The sequence below is a fragment of the Rhodococcus sp. IEGM 1409 genome, from assembly GCF_030056735.1.
In the GTDB taxonomy this organism is placed as follows: domain Bacteria; phylum Actinomycetota; class Actinomycetes; order Mycobacteriales; family Mycobacteriaceae; genus Rhodococcus_F.
In genome coordinates this window covers 519,306-536,757 of sequence record NZ_JASHKN010000002.1, presented here as the reverse complement: position 1 = coordinate 536,757, position 17,452 = coordinate 519,306, and the positions used below count along the sequence as shown (strand labels likewise).

Here is a 17,452-nt window from a genome sequence, read left to right as displayed (position 1 = left end):
CAACCTATACCGCAGTGGTGCCGGTGGTCGAAAAGCTGTGCCAACCCCCACCGCTCTCGCGAAGAGAACCGTCGATGGAGACGCCGGAACCGGCGACGACCTCACCGATCACAGTCCAACCCGACGGAATCTCGACCTCCGGCCCGAAAGTTGCTGCAAATCCGTGATCTTCACCACCGGAAAGGATCCAGTGCAGAGGATTCACGTCGAGCGCCTCGGCCGCCGACGGGACGTCTGGTGAGGTGGGAACCCTTTCCGACAAGATGTCGAACCGTACGTGTGATGCCTCTGCGAGATGTCGAAGGTCCGCGATCAATCCGTCAGAGACGTCCGTCATGGAATGTGCTGATTCTGCGGCGTCCCATGCCGATTGATACGGCGGATTCGGAACACGATGGGAGGCAAGTAAATCTGGAAAGCCACCGGCTTCGTCGAGCAATTCGGTTTCGTCGAGCAGTAGTGCCAATCCCGCTGCCGAGCAACCGAACAACCCGGCGACAGCGATCTTGTCACCGACCTTGGCTCCCGAACGGAGAACTGCCGAACGGCCACCGAGATCGCCGAGCACGGTCACCGACACGATGATCACCGGCGACTGGACCAGGTCACCGCCGACCACACCGGCCCCCATATCTGTTGCCGCGTCCCAGATCCCGGCCGAGATTCCGTCGATCACGTCGACGGGAGTCGAGGGCGGGCACCCCAGGGACACGGTGAATGCCGTCGGCCTGGCTCCCATCGAAACCACATCAGCGGCGTTCTGGGCCACCGCCTTGCGACCGATGTCCCGCGGCGAAGACCAGTCCACTCGGAAATGCCGACCTTCGACCAACATGTCGGACGAGACAACCACTCGGCCGTCACCGGACGTCACGATCGCGGCATCGTCACCCGGCCCCAATTCGGTGGTGACCGGTTGGATTCGACCGATCAGAGATCGCGCGATCACATCGAACTCCCCCACCTGCTCGACAGTGTGCCGTGACTCGAACTCCGATGATGCAGTGAACTCCGATGATGCGATGAGTGTCTCCAATGCCGACGCAATTCGCCCGTAAGCGGCCTGCGGTACCTTCTAGCTGTGGTCGTGAACGCTTCTGCAAGCTCACGCGTGTCGGCAATCCTACCGATTCACCGACGTGTCCTCAGAAGTGACAAGACCGCTGATCGACTGGACCAGGACCCGAGCGAAGAACTGAGCATGGCAGAAAACACTTCCACCGCAGACAACGCCGACATCGACCCCGACGGCGACGACGATCCGTCCGAGCGCCGCAGTCCGGCGCTGATAGCCACCGCCATCGCACTGCCGGTGGCCCTGATCATCGGAGTGGTGATCGCAGCCGTCGTCGCGGGCAATAATCCTGAACTCTCGCCGGTAGCGCTGGGACCCGTACCCGCACCGGCAGCGGAGTCGGAAGCCTGCGTTTCCCTCCTCGGCGCGCTCCCCGACAAGATCGACGACTTCACGAAAGCCGAGTTGGTGGAACCTGCCCCGGCTGGAGCGGCCGCGTGGCAGCGCAGCGAAGGTGAGCCGATCGTCTTGCGCTGCGGGCTCGACCGTCCGACCGAGTTCGACCAGGCGGCCGCGCTACAGGTCGTGAACGGCGTCCAGTGGTTCCAGGTCTCGGGAACCGACATCGGTCTGGCCGCGAGCACTTGGTTTGCCGTCGACCGTGGTGAGTACATCGGCATCACGGTTCCCGACGGGACCGGTCCGACGCCGATTCAGGAGATTTCCGACACCATCACGGCGACTCTGGAACAGAAGCCTCTCGACCCGGCGCCGGTCGCGGTTCCCTGATCAGCGAAGTCCGGTGCCGCGAGCAATAGCGGTATCGACCAGCGTCGAAATCAAAGTGCGGTAATCGATTCCGGTGGCGTTCCACATCTTCGGGTACATCGAGATGGAGGTGAACCCCGGCATGGTGTTGATCTCATTGATCACCGGGCCGTCAGCGGTCACGAAGAAATCGACCCGCGAGAGTCCCTGGCAATCGAGTGCCTTGAACGCGCGGACTGCAAGTTCCCTGATCTGGTCGCTCACCGACTCGTCGAGTCTCGCGGGGATGTCGAATTCGCAGACGTCGTCGAGGTACTTGGTGTCGAAGTCGTAGAACGCGTCCGAATCGGCGTCGGAATCCGGCATCCGGATCTCGGCGACCACGCTCGCCTCGACGTCACCGTTCGGGAATTCGAGGACGCCGCATTCCACCTCACGGCCGATGATCGCGCCTTCGACGATCACCTTGGGATCGTGCAGGCGTGCATGAGCAATTGCCCCGTCCAGCCCCTCCCAATCGCTCACCCGCGTGATACCGATGGACGAACCACCTCGAGCGGGCTTCACGAACACCGGAAGGCCCAACTCCGACTTCTGCTCTTCGGTCAGCGTTGCGGTTCCCGGTCGAAGCACGACCTGCACTCCGACGGGAAGTCCTTCAGCGGCAAGAAGCTTCTTCGTGAACTCCTTGTCCATGCCGGCGGCGCTGGCCAGGACTCCGGGTCCGACGTACGGAACCCCGGCAAGTTCGAGCAGACCTTGAATGGTGCCGTCTTCGCCGTAAGCGCCGTGCAGGACCGGGAACACGACGTCGACCGACGCGAGCACAGCCCCGGCGTCAGAGCCGTCGAAGGAGATGACCTCGCCCCCGCGGGTGGGGTCCGCGCTGAGGACCACCGACGTTCCGTCCTTGTCGACCGACGGCAGCGCGCGCCCACTGATCGCCAGGGAGCTGGGGTCGCTCGAACCGAGCACCCAGGAACCGTCGACGGTGATGCCGATCGGTACGACGTCGTACCGATCCGGGTCGAGGTTGCTCAGGACGCTTCCGGCGGAAACACAGGACACTGAATGCTCATTGCTCCGGCCACCGAAGATCACGGCCACGCGGGTACGGCTGCTGTTCACGCGTCAAACCGTACCGCCGAATCGACTTCGGCACGCGATCGGGCCGGACCGGAAATCATCGACGAGGTCCGTTCACGTGTCGAGTGCGCGCTCGATGTCGGCAAGGAGATCGGTGGTGTCCTCGATGCCACAAGCGATTCGGACAAAACCCGCACTGACCGGATCGCGCCAGCGCGCTCGGCGATCCGCCGTCGTGTGGATCCCGCCGAAGCTGGTGGCAGCCGTGACGAGAGCGCTCGCTTCGACGAACGAGTGGAATGCCTGTGCCGAATCCAACTCGACGCTCACCAATCCGCCGAACCGATTCATCTGACCGGATGCCGTTACGTAGGACGGGTCACCGCGAAGGCCGGGGTAACGAACTGACCGGACTGCTTTGTGACCTACCAACATCTCGGCCAGTGCAAGCGCGTTGTCGCACTGACGCCCGAATCGCAGTCCTGCCGTGCCGAGGCTCCGGTGCGCGAGCCACGTCTCGAAGGGTCCGAGCACCGTTCCCGAGAGGAGTCGCTCGCGCTCGATTCGCTGACCGATCGCAGCATCGGAGGTAGCGACGTAACCCATCAGAAGGTCACTGTGGCCGCTGAGGGCCTTGGTGCCGCTGGCCACCACGATGTCGGCACCCAATTCGAGCGGGCGCTGCCCCAGCGGTGTTGCAGTCGTGTTGTCGACGATCAGGAGCGCACCTGATCGGTGGCACACGTCGGCGAGGATGCGAAGGTCGACCACGTCCAACACCGGGTTGGACGGCGTCTCGGCGACGACGACCACGCGGCCCGGCGCCGCCTCGATCAGATCTGCGAAGCTCGCGTCCCCCATCTGCAGGGTCGAGACCTCACGAACGGTGATCCCCAACGGAGCCAACCGTTCGTTCGCGTACAACCGCACCTGGTAGTACCCGTCCGAGGGCACGACGACGGTATCCCCGGTGACGAGCGCGCTGCGCAAGGTCGCGGTGATCGCGGACATCCCCGAACCCACGACGAGTGCGTGGTCCGCTCCCTCGAGCGCCGCGAGCGCAGATTCGAGTCCGCGCCAACCCGGGTTCGAGGCGCGAGCGTAGGTATCGGATTCGGAACCTTCGTCGGCCGAAAGTTGGTACGGCGCAGCGAATATCGGACCGAGCTGCATCGGCTGACCTGCAGCATGTTCCCGCGCTACCGCGCTGACGCTGCGCGTCGAATCCCCGTAACCCTCGAAGTGACTCACACCGATTTCGCTCACTCCGACTTCGTCCGGCGTCCGAGCAACTGGCCGATCGCATCGCTGACGGCCATGCCTTCGTGGCACACCCGATGGACCGCGTCGGTCAACGGCATCTCGACGTCGTATCCGGCAGCGAGTGCGCGCACCGACGTGCACGACTTCACGCCCTCGGCGACCTGCCCGTTTGTCGCCTTCTGCGCCGACTCCATCGACCCGCCCCGTCCGAGCCGCTCGCCGAACGTCCGGTTTCGCGACAGCTCGGAGGTGCAGGTCGCGACCAGGTCACCGACACCCGCCAGACCGGCAAGCGTCGATGCCTTGGCACCGAGCGCAACGCCGAGACGAATGGTCTCGGCGAGCCCACGGGTGATGATGCTGGCAACCGTGTTGTCTCCGAACCCACTACCGGCGGCCATGCCGCAGGCCAGCGCGATCACGTTCTTGCACGCACCACCGATCTCGCAACCGATGACGTCGGAATTGGTGTACGGCCTGAAATAGCCGGTAGCGCAAGCATCCTGGAGAGCGAGGGCACGCGAGGAATCCGAGCAGGCGATCACCGTCGCCGCGGGCTGCCCGCTGGCGATCTCGCGTGCAAGATTCGGGCCCGAGAGCACTGCGACGCGCCCGGGTTCCACCCCGGTCACCGACACGATGACCTGACTCATGCGCATGAGCGTCCCGATCTCGATCCCCTTGGCCAGACTCAACAGAGTCGCATCGGCTCCGATCGAGCCCTTCCACTGCTCCAGGTTTCCCCGCAGCGACTGCGAGGGAACCGCCAGCACGATGAAGTCCGCGCCCGCCATCGCCTCCTCGTGGTGGTGGGTCGCACGAATCGACGAAGGCAAAGCAATGCCTGGCAGATAGTCGCTGTTCTCGTGCGTGGTGTCGATGCGCTTCGCGACCTCTTCACGCCTGGCCCACATCGTCACGTCGGTTCCGGCCTCGGCCATCACCTTGGCCAACGCCGTTCCCCATGAACCTGCGCCCAGTACAGCTGCCTTACTCACACGCTCACCCCGTCTACCCGGCGAAGCGGGTCGCCGCCAGAAAAATCGTCTGCACAGAGTATCGCCTGTAATGCGCTGCGGTGGGCAGCCGCGGACACCAAGCGCGATGACTGGCAAGATCGAGGGATGGACAGCGCGGAACCCCCGTACCCACACGTCGTGGAGACGCCGCATGCGCACGCGGAGATCGAACGCCCCATGCATGCGATTGTTGCCGTCAAGTCCTTGGGATCGGCCAAGTCTCGCCTCGCGGACGAACTCGACTCGGATGCGCGGGCGGACCTCGTGCTGGCAATGCTTCACGACACCCTGTCCACTGTTGCCGCCGTCTCGGCTATCGACAGCGTCACAGTGGTCACCCCCGACCCGACCGTCGCCGCTCTCGCGTACTCCGCCGGCGTCGCCGTCTATGCCGATCCAGCTCCCGACGGCGCACGAACCAACGGCGCCACGCCGCGCACGGAGGAAACCCTCAACGCCGCGTTGAGTGCAGCGGCCGCCGATATCCGAGCCAAGCGCGGAGCGGTCGACCTCGTTGTGCTGCAAGCCGACTTGCCCGCCATGCAACCGAGCGAGTTGTCGGAGGCTGTGGTCGCGGCCCGAAACGGCGGGCGTTCCGTCGTCGTCGATCACCACGGCACCGGAACCTCGGCACTCTTCGCGTGTGGTGAGAGCTCACTCGACCCTCGATTCGGTCCGGAATCCGCACGCGGACATACTAATTCAGGCGCACGGCGACTTACCGGCCAGTGGCCGGGACTGCGGACCGACGTCGACACCCATGCCGACCTCGACACTGTGCGAGCACTGGGAGTAGGCCCAGCCACACTGGCGTCGTTGACCAGACTCAAGGCCGCGCCGTCGAACAGTCGATGAATTTTCCTTCATCGATTGTCGGACCGCGCGATTGTGGGGGATGATCGACGAGTGAGCAACGGCGAAGCACTCGAAAACCGCATTTCCGAAGACCCGTCGGACGGAGACCACAGCTCCGGCCGACACGAGAACGGCGTGGCCGCCTCTACTCGATCTCAGGCCGTCGCGACTGCCACCAACATCCCGGGCGCTCCCCCTGCAGCTACCAAGGCAGAGCTACCCGAACTGCTCGTCGGACTTCCCGAGGATCGTTACCTCAACCGCGAACTCAGCTGGCTCGATTTCAATGCCCGCGTTCTCGCGTTGGCCGCCGACGAGTCACTGCCGTTGCTCGAACGCGCAAAGTTCCTGGCAATCTTCGCTTCCAATCTCGACGAATTTTTCATGGTCCGGGTCGCCGGACTCAAGCGCCGCGACGAGACGGGACTGTCGGTCAGGTCCGCCGACGGTCTGTCCCCGCGCGAACAATTGGCGCTCATCGCGCGTCGCACCCAGGAACTCGCCGACAAGCACGCACACGTGTTTCTCGACTCGGTCCGTCCCGCGTTGGCGGCAGAAGGCATTTCGATAGTTCGGTGGGCCGATCTCAGCGCCGACGATCACGGCCGACTCTCGGCGCATTTCCACGAGCAGGTCTTCCCGGTACTGACGCCGTTGGCAGTCGATCACGCTCACCCGTTCCCTTACATCAGCGGGTTGAGCCTCAACCTCGCCGTCACCGTGAAGGACTCCGTCACCCGCGGCGAACACTTCGCTCGCGTCAAGGTCCCCGACAACGTCGGCCGGTTCGTGCGAGTCAAGAGCACGACGTCTTCGTCCACCATCGATTCGTTCCTCCCGATGGAAGAACTGATTTCGGCCCATCTGGACGTACTGTTCCCCGGAATGGAAATCGTCGAACATCACGCTTTCCGAATCACACGCAACGCCGATTTCGAGGTCGAAGAGGATCGCGACGAGGATCTGTTGCAGGCACTCGAACGTGAATTGGCGCGTCGCCGTTTCGGTTCGCCCGTCCGACTCGAAGTCGCGGACGACATGACCGAGCACATGCTCGAACTGCTTCTGCGTGAACTCGACGTCGACCCGGCCGATGTGATCGAGGTTTCCGGACTCCTCGACTTGTCCTGCCTCTGGCAGGTTTACGCCGTCGACCGCCCAGCGCTCAAGGACGCTCCGTTCGTTCCGGCGACGCATCCGGCGTTCGGCGAGCGTGAGACGCCGAAGAGTGTGTTCTCGACCCTGCGCGACGGCGACGTGCTCGTCCACCATCCTTACGACTCGTTTTCCACCAGCGTTCAACGCTTCATCGAACAGGCCGCCGCGGACCCGCAGGTGCTCGCGATCAAGCAGACGCTGTACCGCACTTCCGGCGACTCCCCCATCGTCAACGCACTGGTCGACGCCGCCGAGGCCGGCAAGCAAGTTGTTGCCCTCGTGGAGATCAAGGCGCGCTTCGACGAGCAGGCCAACATCAAGTGGGCACGCAAACTCGAGCAGGCAGGCGTTCACGTCGTCTACGGTCTCGTCGGTCTCAAGACTCACTGCAAGACGTGCCTCGTCGTCAGGCGTGAGGGGTCGACCATTCGTCGTTACTGCCACATCGGCACCGGCAATTACAACCCGAAGACCGCGCGCATGTACGAGGACGTCGGATTGCTCACCGCAGCACCGGAGATCGGTGCTGACCTCACCGACCTCTTCAACTCGCTGACCGGATACTCCCGTAAGACGAGTTACCGCAACCTTCTCGTCGCGCCGTACGGGGTTCGCCGCGGGATCATCGAGCGGATCGACAACGAGATCGCTCACAAACTCGCGGGTCGCGAGGCGGGTATCCGATTGAAAGCCAACGCATTGGTGGACGAGCAGGTCATCGACGCGTTGTACCGCGCGTCAAAGGCCGGTATCCCCGTCGAGATCGTGGTCCGCGGAATCTGCGCGCTCAAACCGGGTGTTCCCGGCCTCAGCGAAAATATCGAAGTACGTTCCATTCTCGGACGGTTCCTCGAACACTCGCGAATGTTCCATTTCCGCTCTGCCGACGAATTCTGGATCGGCAGCGCAGACATGATGCACCGCAACCTCGATCGCCGCGTCGAGGTCATGGTGCAGGTCAAGGATCCGAAACTGTCGAAGCAACTCGGTGACATCTTCGACTCCGCGCTCGATCCCCGAACTCGCTGCTGGGTACTGCATCCGGACGGCAGTTGGGTAGCTGCCCCCGAACGCGGCGAGGACGTACGTGAGCATCAGCAGTCGTTGATGCGCAGCCGCACCTCCAGCGGGTCTTGACGGGCTCGGATCACACAATGAGCGACAAGCCGGTCAAAGCCAACATCTTTGCCGCAGGCGCGGTTCTGTGGCGGAAGGCTCCTGAGGATCCTTCCGCCATCGAGATCGCCGTCGTACATCGACCGAAGTACGACGACTGGTCATTCCCCAAAGGAAAACTCGACCCCGGTGAGACCTTCCTGACCGCGGCGGTTCGCGAGGTGCGCGAAGAGACCTCGGTCACGGGACGTTTCGGAAGGCACCTCGGTGGCGTGACATACCCGATCCCCGGGCATCGCAAACTCAAGCGGGTCGAATACTGGTCGGCAGAAGCAGTCGACGGAGATTTCGGACCGAATAACGAAGTAGATGTTCTTTATTGGCTTCCGGTCGCCGAGGTCGCCGATCATCTTTCCTACCCGATGGATCGAATGATTCTTCGCCGCTTCGTTTCCATTCGGCCTGACACGAAAACGGTATTACTCGTCCGCCACGCAAAAGCCGGAAGCCGGAAGCGATACAAGGGCGACGACAATCTGCGTCCACTCGACGCCAAGGGCAAAGAGCAATCGGCCGCGTTGGTCGAGCAGCTGAAAATCTTCGGCGCCGATTCCGTTTTCGCGGCCGACCGTACTCGCTGCATCGACACGGTGATGCCATTGGCGGAGGCATTGGGTGTCGAGATTTCTGCGGAACCTCTTCTGACCGAAGAAGGTTATGGGGCCGATCCCGATGCCGCTCGGGCCCGTGCGCTGCAGATCGCCGCGCTGGAGGGCACTCCCGTGATCTGCAGCCAAGGGGGCGTCATTCCCGATCTGATGCGCTGGTGGGCCGATGCGGCCGGCGTAACACCGCCCTCTGCACGCAACCGTAAGGCGAGCACCTGGGTGCTCTCGTTCCTCGACGGCCGTCTTGTAGCGGCCGATCACCTCGACAGCCCGCTCCCCAAAGTCGCCAACTCCTGAGGGATTTGGGCAACCGGAGCCAGGGACCGATTCGGTAGTTTTGCAAAGCACTGAAACACAGGAGAATTCAGACTTCTCCGAGACAGCAAAAAGAGGTGCAGCCGCGGATTGAATCCGCGGCTGCACCTCTTTGTCTTACGGCATCGGGTTTTTCACCCGAACGCGACTACTTGCCGCGCTTGGCCGGAGCCTTCTTGGCCGGAGCCTTCTTGGCTGCGGTCTTGGCCGGAGCCTTCTTGGCGGGAGCCTTGGTGGCAACCGTCTTCTTGGCTGCGGTCTTGGCCGGAGCCTTCTTGGCGGGAGCCTTGGCGGCAACCGTCTTCTTGGCTGCGGTCTTGGCCGGAGCCTTCTTTGCCGGAGCCTTCTTGGCTGCGGTCTTCTTGGCAGCAGCCTTCTTGGCTGCAGCCTTGGTGGCCGGTGCTACTACGCCACGCTTGACTGCCGGGCCGGTGGCCGGAAGCTTCTGTCCACCAGCGATAACAGCCTTGAACTGCGCACCCGGACGGAAAGCCGGAACCGACGTCGGCTTGACCTTGACGGTCTCGCCCGTACGCGGGTTGCGTGCAACACGTGCTGCACGACGACGCTGCTCGAAGACTCCGAAGCCGGTGATGGTCACGCTCTCGCCACGGTGGACGGCGCGGACGATGGTGTCCACGACGTGCTCCACTGCGTCGGTCGCTGTGCGCCTGTCCGAACCCAGCTTTTCAGTCAGAACATCGATGAGCTCTGCCTTGTTCATTGAAATTCCTCCGCTAATTGTGGTCCACCGTCGGACCGACTGAGAACCACGGTAAACCTGATAACGGCAAGAGTCTATGTGCCACGCCAATTCTCATTCAACGTGACTGCGAAATGGTGACCTATTTCTCTTCCCGCGCGGAGTCGCGGATTTCGGTTCAGCCCTGCGAAATTCGAGCCGGAAGGGTAGTCGGTTTCCATGAAGGCCTTGACTTTTCGAACTCGGAAATCGCTTCTACCTGCCGCAATGTCAGTCCGATGTCGTCCAGACCCTCCAGCAGACGCCACCGTGTGTAGTCGTCAATATTGAACGGCACCACCGTAGTTCCGGCACTCACGGTCCGATTCTCGAGATCTACTGTCAATTCGAGTCCGGGCTGCTCTTCGAGCAACTTCCACAGCAATTCGACGTCGCTCTGCTCGACCTGTGCCGCTACGAGACCGGCTTTTCCGGCGTTCCCGCGGAAGATGTCGGCGAACCGCGAAGCGATCACGACCCGAAATCCGAAGTCGGAGAGAGCCCACACTGCATGCTCACGCGAAGAGCCTGTGCCGAAATCGGGACCGGCAACGAGAACGCTTCCCTTGTCGTACGGAGCCAGATTGAGAATGAAGTTGGGGTCGGCACGCCAGCCTGCAAACAGCCCGTCCTCGAATCCCGTGCGCGTCACCCGTTTCAGGTACACGGCAGGGATGATCTGATCGGTATCGACATTCGAGCGTCGCAGCGGGACGCCGATACCCTTGTGCGTGGTAAAGGATTCCATCGAAATTCTCCTCGAGAAGGTAAGTGGGTCAGAGCAGATCGGCCGGTGCCGAGAGCGTTCCGCGGACCGCAGTGGCCGCCGCGACGAGCGGGGAAACCAGATGGGTCCGACCGCCTTTACCCTGTCGGCCTTCGAAATTCCGGTTGGACGTCGATGCCGAGCGCTCGCCGGGAGCGAGCTGGTCAGGGTTCATTCCCAAGCACATCGAGCAACCGGCCTGGCGCCATTCCGCCCCTGCCGCTGTGAAGATTTCACCGAGACCTTCACTTTCGGCTTGAGCACGCACCCGCATCGAGCCGGGAACGATGAGCATCCGAACGCCCTCTGCCACATGGCGACCTTCGAGCACCTCGGCCACTGCGCGCAGATCTTCGATACGTCCGTTGGTGCACGAACCGACGAACACGGTGTCGACAGCAACATCCCGAAGCGGCATCCCGGCGTCGAGACCCATGTAGGTGAGCGCCTTCTCAGCTGCCTGACGCTCGCTCTCGTCGACGATCAGTTCGGGATCGGGCACACGGTCACCGAGTGGCGCACCCTGTCCCGGATTGGTTCCCCAGGTGACGAAAGGCGTCAATGCGCTTGCGTCGATGTGGACCTCGTTGTCGAATTCCGCACCCTCGTCGGTCTTGAGCAGCTCCCACGCGGCGACCGCTTCGTCCCACTCCGCGCCGGACGGTGCGTGCGGACGACCCTTGATGAACTCGTAAGTGGTCTCGTCCGGAGCGATCATGCCGGCGCGTGCTCCGGCCTCGATCGACATGTTGCAGATGGTCATACGAGCTTCCATCGACAGTTTGCGAATGGCCTCGCCGCGGTACTCCAGTACGTAGCCCTGGCCGCCGCCGGTGCCGATCTTGGCGATGACGGCGAGGATCAAGTCCTTGCTAGTGACGCTCGGCGGCAGCTCGCCGTCGACCGTGATCGCCATGGTCTTGAAGGGGCGCAACGACAATGTCTGCGTCGCCATCACGTGCTCGACCTCGCTGGTGCCGATTCCCATTGCGAGCGCACCGAAGGCGCCGTGCGTCGACGTATGACTGTCACCGCACACCACGGTGGTTCCGGGCTGAGTCAGGCCGAGCTGCGGTCCGACCACATGCACGATGCCCTGATCGAGATCGCCCATGCGGTGCAAGCGAACTCCGAACTCCTCACAATTTCGGCGCAAGGTGTCGACCTGAGTCTTGGACACGGGATCGGCAATCGGCTTGTCGATGTCGATCGTCGGGACGTTGTGATCCTCGGTGGCGATCGTCAGGTCGGGACGGCGCAACGGGCGTCCGGCCAAGCGAAGTCCGTCGAATGCCTGCGGGCTCGTCACTTCGTGAACGAGGTGGAGATCGATGTAGATGAGGTCGGGATCCTGCCCCTCCCCTTTCACGACAACGTGGTCGTCCCACACCTTCTCGGCGAGAGTGCGTGCTTTCTGTGCCATGTCTTCCACCTCTGTACGTAGCCTCGCGTCGGCGGACTACGGGCTGGCCCACCGCGCGTGAAGATAGGTCTCCACCCTCCGCAGCGGATGCAGGTTACCCCTTTCGGTAACGTGCCCCACCCTCCAGGAAATGAGCTAGCCCTACAGGAAATGCGCTAGCCCGCCAGAGAATGCGCTATCATCCCACTATGCGAGAAACTGGTATCGACCTATGAGACAGCATAGCGGCATCGGCGTCCTGGACAAAGCAATGGGCGTGCTTCATGCAGTAGCTGAGGAACCGTGCAGCCTCACCGAACTCTGTGCACGAACCGGTTTGCCGCGCGCAACCGCCCATAGACTCGCCGTCGGTCTCGAAGTCCATCGACTCCTCACCCGCGACTCGGACGGCCAGTGGTGCCCGGGGCCCGGACTCGCCGAACTCGCTGCCACCGCTAATGATCCACTCATTGCAGCGGCCGGACTCATCCTCCCCCGCCTTCGCGAAATCACCGGCGAAAGCGTCCAGCTGTACCGCCGGGAAGGCACACAACGCATCTGCGTCGCATCGATGGAGCCGCCGACAGGTTTGCGCGACACGGTTCTCGTCGGAGCCCGGCTGCCGATGAATGCCGGATCCGGCGCCAAGGTCCTTCTCGCATGGGCAGATCCACAAACCCAACGGACCGTTCTCGCCGATGCGTCGTTCGGCGAACGAGTGCTCCTCGAGGTGCGTCGGCGCGGCTGGGCACAGAGCGCAGCCGAACGTGAGCCGGGTGTCGCCAGCGTCGCGGCTCCCGTCCGCGACTCCGCAGGTGCTGTCATTGCCGCGATTTCGGTCTCCGGCCCCATCGACCGGATGGGTCGGCGACCGGGAGCGCGCTGGGCGGCCGACCTTCTCGCAGCTGCCGAAGCGCTCCACAAGCGTCTGTAATTCGTGACACAGTAAGGTCTTCAGATCCTCGAGCACGTAGGAGTACGACGCGACCATGGCAGGAAAGCAGCGTAGTCAGATCACGATGGCCGAGGCCGAAATTTCGAGCTTCGTCGAAAAGAGCCGCACGGCAACGATGGCGACGTTGAGCGCAGACGGAATGCCTCACCTGATCGCGATGTGGTTCGCGATAGTCGACGGCGAAATCTGGTTCGAGACCAAAGCCACGTCGCAGAAGGCCGTCAATCTTCGCCGAGACGCCCGTATGTCCGTGCTGATCGAAGACGGTCTGACGTACGACACGCTCCGAGGGGTCTCGATGGAAGGCACCGGAGTGATCGTCGAGGATCCGGAAGCCCTCTTCGCCGTGGGAATCAGCGTCTGGGAGCGATACACCGGCCCGTACACGGACGATCTCCGCCCAGCGGTCGACGCGATGCTCCACAAACGCGTCGCGGTACGGTTCGTTCCCGATCGCACTCGTTCGTGGGATCACCGCAAGCTCGGGATGCCTACGATGCCTCTTTCCGGCTCTACCGCACCGCCGCCGCAGCCCCGAGATTCGTGAGCAGAAAAATCACGAGCATTCGAATTCGGGCCGGCGTAGTTTCACCAACAGGCCCAACAACAAGGAGTGAGCATATGAGCGATCTCGACAGCAATACCCCGTCGGAACCCGAATCCCAATCGGAGGAGACCAAACGAAAGTTCCGTGAGGCCCTCGAACGGAAGAATCATCAGAACGCAAAATCGACCGACCATCGCGACGGACAGTCCAAGGTCCACAACACGCATGGCCCTGCCGATCACAAGCGAGAGTTCCGCCGTAAGAGCGGATAGCTTTCAGCGGACAACAGAGTGAGATAACGATCACCCCCAGTCGAATTCGATTGGGGGTGATTGCTTTTCGCGACCAAGGCAAGGTTTCCTGAATATACGAAAAGACCCTCCGATCGATGATCGGAAGGTCTTTCCTTTGTAGCCCCGACGGGATTCGAACCCGCGCTACCGCCTTGAGAGGGCGGCGTCCTAGGCCGCTAGACGACGGGGCCAGGACACGCTTTTAAACGTGGTATTTCAGTCTTGCTGTTGGATGCTCAGCAAGCTTAGCTTGTCTGAGTCCGGCCACAAAATCGACCGGATTTCCGCTGGGGTACCAGGACTCGAACCTAGAATGGCGGTACCAGAAACCGCTGTGTTGCCAATTACACCATACCCCAAGGTCTTGCTTTCCAGCCTTGCCCGATCCGCTTCGCTGTTGTGCTCGGCGGCTCGTCTCCGGCCGAAAAGAAGATTACCAGTACCCCTGCCCCAAATACCAAATCGTATGGTCACGGGAGGTTTTTGCTTCATTTTCGACCGGAAGACTGCCCGATCTAGGCGGTTACGGCTGCCCTACCTGCTCGCAACCGCGCGAGAGAGACGTCGCGACCGAGCAATTCCATCGACTCGTAGAGCGGAGGGCTGATGTGAGAGCCCGTGACTGCCACTCGCACCGGGGCGAAGGCCTTACGCGGCTTGAGCTCCAGATCCTCGATGAGAGCTTTCTTGAGAGCTTCCTCGATGCTTGCCGCAGTCCACTCCGAGACACCGTCGAGCGCAGCAAGCGATGCGTCCAGAACCGGTCCCGCATCTTCCTTCAGGTTCTTGGCCGCTGCAGCCGGATCGAGGGCAAACGACGCCTCGTCGACGAACAGGAACTTCAGCAGATCCCACGCGTCGGACAGAACGACGATGCGCGTCTGCACGAGGTCCGCAGCAACAATGAACGTCGCTTCGTCGACGTCGGCGCCGATGTGGCCGTGCCCCACCAGGAACGACTTCAGGCGGGCCGCAAAGTCGGCCGGCTCGAGTAAGCGAATGTGCTCGGCGTTGATCGCGTCGGCCTTCTTCTGGTCGAAGCGCGCGGGATTGGAGTTGACCTTGGAGACGTCGAAGGCCGCCACCATCTCGTCGAGAGAGAACACGTCGTGATCGTCAGCGATGCTCCACCCGAGCAGAGCCAGGTAATTCAGCAGTCCCTCGGGAATGAAGCCCCGATCACGGTGAATGAAGAGATTGGACTCGGGATCGCGCTTGGAAAGCTTCTTGTTGCCCTGACCCATCACGAAAGGCAAGTGTCCGAACGACGGTGTGAAATCGGCAACACCGATGCGGATCAATGCCTCGTACAACGCGAGCTGACGCGGAGTCGAGGACAACAGATCCTCGCCGCGCAGTACGTGGGTGATCTTCATCAACGCGTCGTCGACCGGGTTGACCAGCGTGTACAGCGGAATACCGTTGCCGCGAGTCAACGCGAAGTCCGGAACGGTGCCTGCTTTGAACGTGGTCTCGCCGCGAACCAGGTCGTTCCACGTCAGGTCGTGATCGGGCATCCGGAGTCGGACGACGGGCTTGCGACCCTCGGCAATGTAGGCAGCGCGCTGCTCGTCGCTGAGGTCGCGATCGAAATTGTCGTATCCGAGCTTCGGATCGCGGCCGGCAGCCTTGTGCCGCGCTTCCACTTCTTCGTTGGTCGAGTACGACTCGTAGGCCTCACCCGCGGCAAGCAGCTTGGCTACGACATCGAGATGCAGGTCACGACGCTCGGACTGGCGATACGGCGCGTGCGGCCCACCGACCTCCGGGCCCTCGTCCCAGTTGAGCCCCAACCAGCGGAGGGCGTCGAGGATGGCCTGGTAGGACTCTTCACTGTCGCGCTGCGCATCGGTGTCTTCGATACGGAACACGAACGTGCCGCCGTGGTGTCGTGCGAATGCCCAGTTGAACAAGGCTGTGCGCACCAAACCTACGTGCGGGGTTCCGGTGGGTGACGGACAGAAACGGACGCGTACTTCGCTGTTGGTCATGGCTCACTTGGCTCGGCGATGGAGGATGGTCGTACTACAGGTTAGTCCGGTAGCGCTTCCTCCATCCCCCCGATCACCTACCCGGTAGGGCGTTGATTCTCGTCGTGTCACCGTCGTAGTAGGCGAGTAGTCGCTTGTCCATGACCTTTCGCCACAGCGGTGGCACCCACGCGCACACGATCATGACCGCGTAACCCGCAGGAAGTTGCGGCGCTTCGGCCGCACTGCGCAGGCTCTGGTACCGCAGACGCGGATTCGCGTGATGGTCGCTGTGGCGTTGAAGCTGATAGAGGAAGAGGTTGCTGACCACGTGGTCACTGTTCCAGCTGTCCTCTGGTGAGCAGCGAACGTACGAGCCGTCAGACCTCTTTGCGCGAAGCAGTCCGTAATGCTCGAGATAGTTGGCGGTCTCGAGGAACGTGAATCCGGCAATCGCCTGAACGGCCAGCCACGGTGCGATTTCCCACCCGAACACCGCGATCAGGCCGCCGAACAGAACAACGCTCATCGCCCACGCGTTCAGGATGTTGTTCCGACAGCTCCAGGTCCGCCGGCCTTGACGCTTCAGTCGAGCGCTTTCGATCCGCCATCCCGAGCGCAGACCGCCGATGACACTGCGAGGCAAGAAGAACCAGAAATTCTCCTTGTAGCGCGAACTGGCCGGATCTTCCGGCGTCGCGACGCGGACGTGGTGGCCATGGTTGTGTTCGACGTAGAAATGACCGTAGAAGGACTGCGCCAGCGCTACTTTCGCGAGCCACTTCTCGAGCTTCTCACTCTTGTGCCCCAGTTCATGTGCCGCGTTGATCCCCACACCGGCAACAACGCCGGCGGTCATCGCGAGAGCGAACTTCTCCCCCGCAGCCATCGGCGCGTTCACCCAGCACCACGCGACGAACACAAGACCGACGTATTGAAGGGGCAGGAACAGATATGTACACCAGCGGTAGAAGCGGTCTTCCTGCAAATGTGGGATCGCTTCATCCGGCGGGCTGTTCCCGTCTTCGCCTGCCAGGAGATCAATCAGAGGAATGACGATGACGATCAGCCACGCCCCGATAGCCCAGAAGAGCCCGAGGCTGAATTTGTCGACCAGGAACCAAGCAGCAAAGGGACTGAGAGGCACCAGCAAACCCAACGGCCACAGGTAGCGCTTCTTGTCCCGCCACACCGGCCGCTGCCCGTTCCGCGCGTCCCCAGCCGCCGTCCGGGAGGCTTCCGCGAAAGTCGTCATCTGTCACCACGTTTCTATGCAATCCACTCGATTACCCCATCGGCTTCTATCCAGTTATCGACCACCCTACTGCTCAGCGTTACATTTCAGGGATTTTGGTCTGATATCGGCCGCGGCAGCAAACCCTCGCAGCAAACTCTTCAAATCCGGGATATCGCCCATAATGCCAGGACAGGTCATACGAAGCTTCGCTTGACTCATGAAACCTGCAGGTCAGCCCCAGGGCGCGATCGACATAGTTGAACGGCGATTCAGACCA

Annotated in this window: 16 protein-coding genes and 2 tRNA genes; 7 read left to right on the top strand and 11 right to left on the bottom strand. The window is 62.3% G+C overall.

All coding sequences use genetic code 11. The features are described from left to right. Positions 1-4: 4 nt before the first annotated feature. The gene (locus QM716_RS08475; protein WP_283303725.1) at positions 5-1,036 is read right to left on the bottom strand and encodes a thiamine-phosphate kinase; all 1,032 of its coding nucleotides are present in this window, start codon (positions 1,034-1,036) and stop codon (positions 5-7) included. Between the two features lie 75 nt (positions 1,037-1,111). On the opposite strand from QM716_RS08475, the gene QM716_RS08470 reads away from it, so the two are divergent. Further along, positions 1,112-1,804: a DUF3515 domain-containing protein gene (locus tag QM716_RS08470; RefSeq protein ID WP_283303985.1), complete on the top strand. Its 693-nt coding sequence runs from the start codon at positions 1,112-1,114 to the stop codon at positions 1,802-1,804. Here the strand turns inward: QM716_RS08470 and QM716_RS08465 are convergent, their stop codons facing one another. The 3 genes from QM716_RS08465 to QM716_RS08455 all read right to left on the bottom strand — a co-directional run bounded on the left by QM716_RS08465 (position 1,805) and on the right by QM716_RS08455 (position 5,130). Beyond that, entirely contained in the window at positions 1,805-2,911 is a 1,107-nt protein-coding gene (locus QM716_RS08465; RefSeq protein ID WP_283303724.1) for a D-alanine--D-alanine ligase family protein, read from the bottom strand. Positions 2,912-2,983: 72 nt separating this feature from the next. Further along, a complete protein-coding gene (locus tag QM716_RS08460; protein WP_283303723.1) occupies positions 2,984-4,135 on the bottom strand; it encodes a cystathionine gamma-lyase in 1,152 nt (383 codons plus the stop codon). Next, positions 4,132-5,130, bottom strand: a complete 999-nt coding sequence (locus QM716_RS08455; protein ID WP_283303722.1) for an NAD(P)H-dependent glycerol-3-phosphate dehydrogenase — start codon at positions 5,128-5,130, stop codon at positions 4,132-4,134. Before QM716_RS08455 ends, QM716_RS08460 begins: the two co-directional genes overlap by 4 nt. Positions 5,131-5,256: 126 nt before the next feature. Here QM716_RS08455 and cofC point away from each other — a divergent pair, with 126 nt between their 5' ends. The 3 genes from cofC (at position 5,257) to QM716_RS08440 (ending at position 9,245) form a co-directional block, all read left to right on the top strand. Then, positions 5,257-6,006: a 2-phospho-L-lactate guanylyltransferase gene (gene cofC, locus QM716_RS08450; RefSeq protein ID WP_349307347.1), complete on the top strand. Its 750-nt coding sequence runs from the start codon at positions 5,257-5,259 to the stop codon at positions 6,004-6,006. A gap of 135 nt (positions 6,007-6,141) precedes the next feature. Then, a complete protein-coding gene (locus QM716_RS08445; RefSeq protein ID WP_502941999.1) occupies positions 6,142-8,301 on the top strand; it encodes an RNA degradosome polyphosphate kinase in 2,160 nt (719 codons plus the stop codon). Positions 8,302-8,318: 17 nt separating this feature from the next. Beyond that, positions 8,319-9,245 carry a bifunctional NUDIX hydrolase/histidine phosphatase family protein gene (locus QM716_RS08440; protein ID WP_283303720.1) on the top strand — a complete coding sequence of 309 codons (927 nt, stop codon included), beginning with the start codon at positions 8,319-8,321 and terminating at the stop codon, positions 9,243-9,245. Positions 9,246-9,411: 166 nt separating this feature from the next. Here QM716_RS08440 and QM716_RS08435 read toward each other — a convergent pair whose 3' ends face one another. The 3 genes from QM716_RS08435 to leuC form a co-directional block, all read right to left on the bottom strand. Continuing rightward, positions 9,412-9,987, bottom strand: a complete 576-nt coding sequence (locus tag QM716_RS08435; RefSeq protein ID WP_283303719.1) for an HU family DNA-binding protein — start codon at positions 9,985-9,987, stop codon at positions 9,412-9,414. Positions 9,988-10,144: 157 nt separating this feature from the next. Beyond that, positions 10,145-10,753, bottom strand: a complete 609-nt coding sequence (gene leuD / locus QM716_RS08430; RefSeq protein WP_230812838.1) for a 3-isopropylmalate dehydratase small subunit — start codon at positions 10,751-10,753, stop codon at positions 10,145-10,147. Positions 10,754-10,781: 28 nt separating this feature from the next. After that, positions 10,782-12,203, bottom strand: coding sequence for a 3-isopropylmalate dehydratase large subunit (gene leuC, locus QM716_RS08425; RefSeq protein WP_283303718.1), 1,422 nt, complete (start codon positions 12,201-12,203; stop codon positions 10,782-10,784). A gap of 202 nt (positions 12,204-12,405) precedes the next feature. Here leuC and QM716_RS08420 point away from each other — a divergent pair, with 202 nt between their 5' ends. The 3 genes from QM716_RS08420 to QM716_RS08410 all read left to right on the top strand — a co-directional run bounded on the left by QM716_RS08420 (position 12,406) and on the right by QM716_RS08410 (position 13,947). Beyond that, positions 12,406-13,107, top strand: coding sequence for an IclR family transcriptional regulator (locus QM716_RS08420; RefSeq protein ID WP_007729342.1), 702 nt, complete (start codon positions 12,406-12,408; stop codon positions 13,105-13,107). 55 nt (positions 13,108-13,162) lie between these two features. Then, positions 13,163-13,675 (top strand): pyridoxamine 5'-phosphate oxidase family protein, encoded by a 513-nt coding sequence (locus tag QM716_RS08415; protein WP_283303717.1) that lies wholly within the window; start codon positions 13,163-13,165, stop codon positions 13,673-13,675. 74 nt (positions 13,676-13,749) lie between these two features. Further along, positions 13,750-13,947, top strand: coding sequence for a DUF5302 domain-containing protein (locus tag QM716_RS08410; RefSeq protein WP_007729345.1), 198 nt, complete (start codon positions 13,750-13,752; stop codon positions 13,945-13,947). A gap of 139 nt (positions 13,948-14,086) precedes the next feature. Here the strand turns inward: QM716_RS08410 and QM716_RS08405 are convergent. The 4 genes from QM716_RS08405 to QM716_RS08390 form a co-directional block, all read right to left on the bottom strand. Further along, positions 14,087-14,159 (bottom strand) — tRNA-Glu (locus QM716_RS08405). Between the two features lie 96 nt (positions 14,160-14,255). Next, positions 14,256-14,327 (bottom strand) — tRNA-Gln (locus QM716_RS08400). A gap of 156 nt (positions 14,328-14,483) precedes the next feature. Then, positions 14,484-15,959: a glutamate--tRNA ligase gene (gltX, locus tag QM716_RS08395; RefSeq protein WP_283303716.1), complete on the bottom strand. Its 1,476-nt coding sequence runs from the start codon at positions 15,957-15,959 to the stop codon at positions 14,484-14,486. Positions 15,960-16,032: 73 nt separating this feature from the next. Continuing rightward, positions 16,033-17,193: an alkane 1-monooxygenase gene (locus tag QM716_RS08390; RefSeq protein ID WP_283303715.1), complete on the bottom strand. Its 1,161-nt coding sequence runs from the start codon at positions 17,191-17,193 to the stop codon at positions 16,033-16,035. Positions 17,194-17,452: the final 259 nt, after the last annotated feature.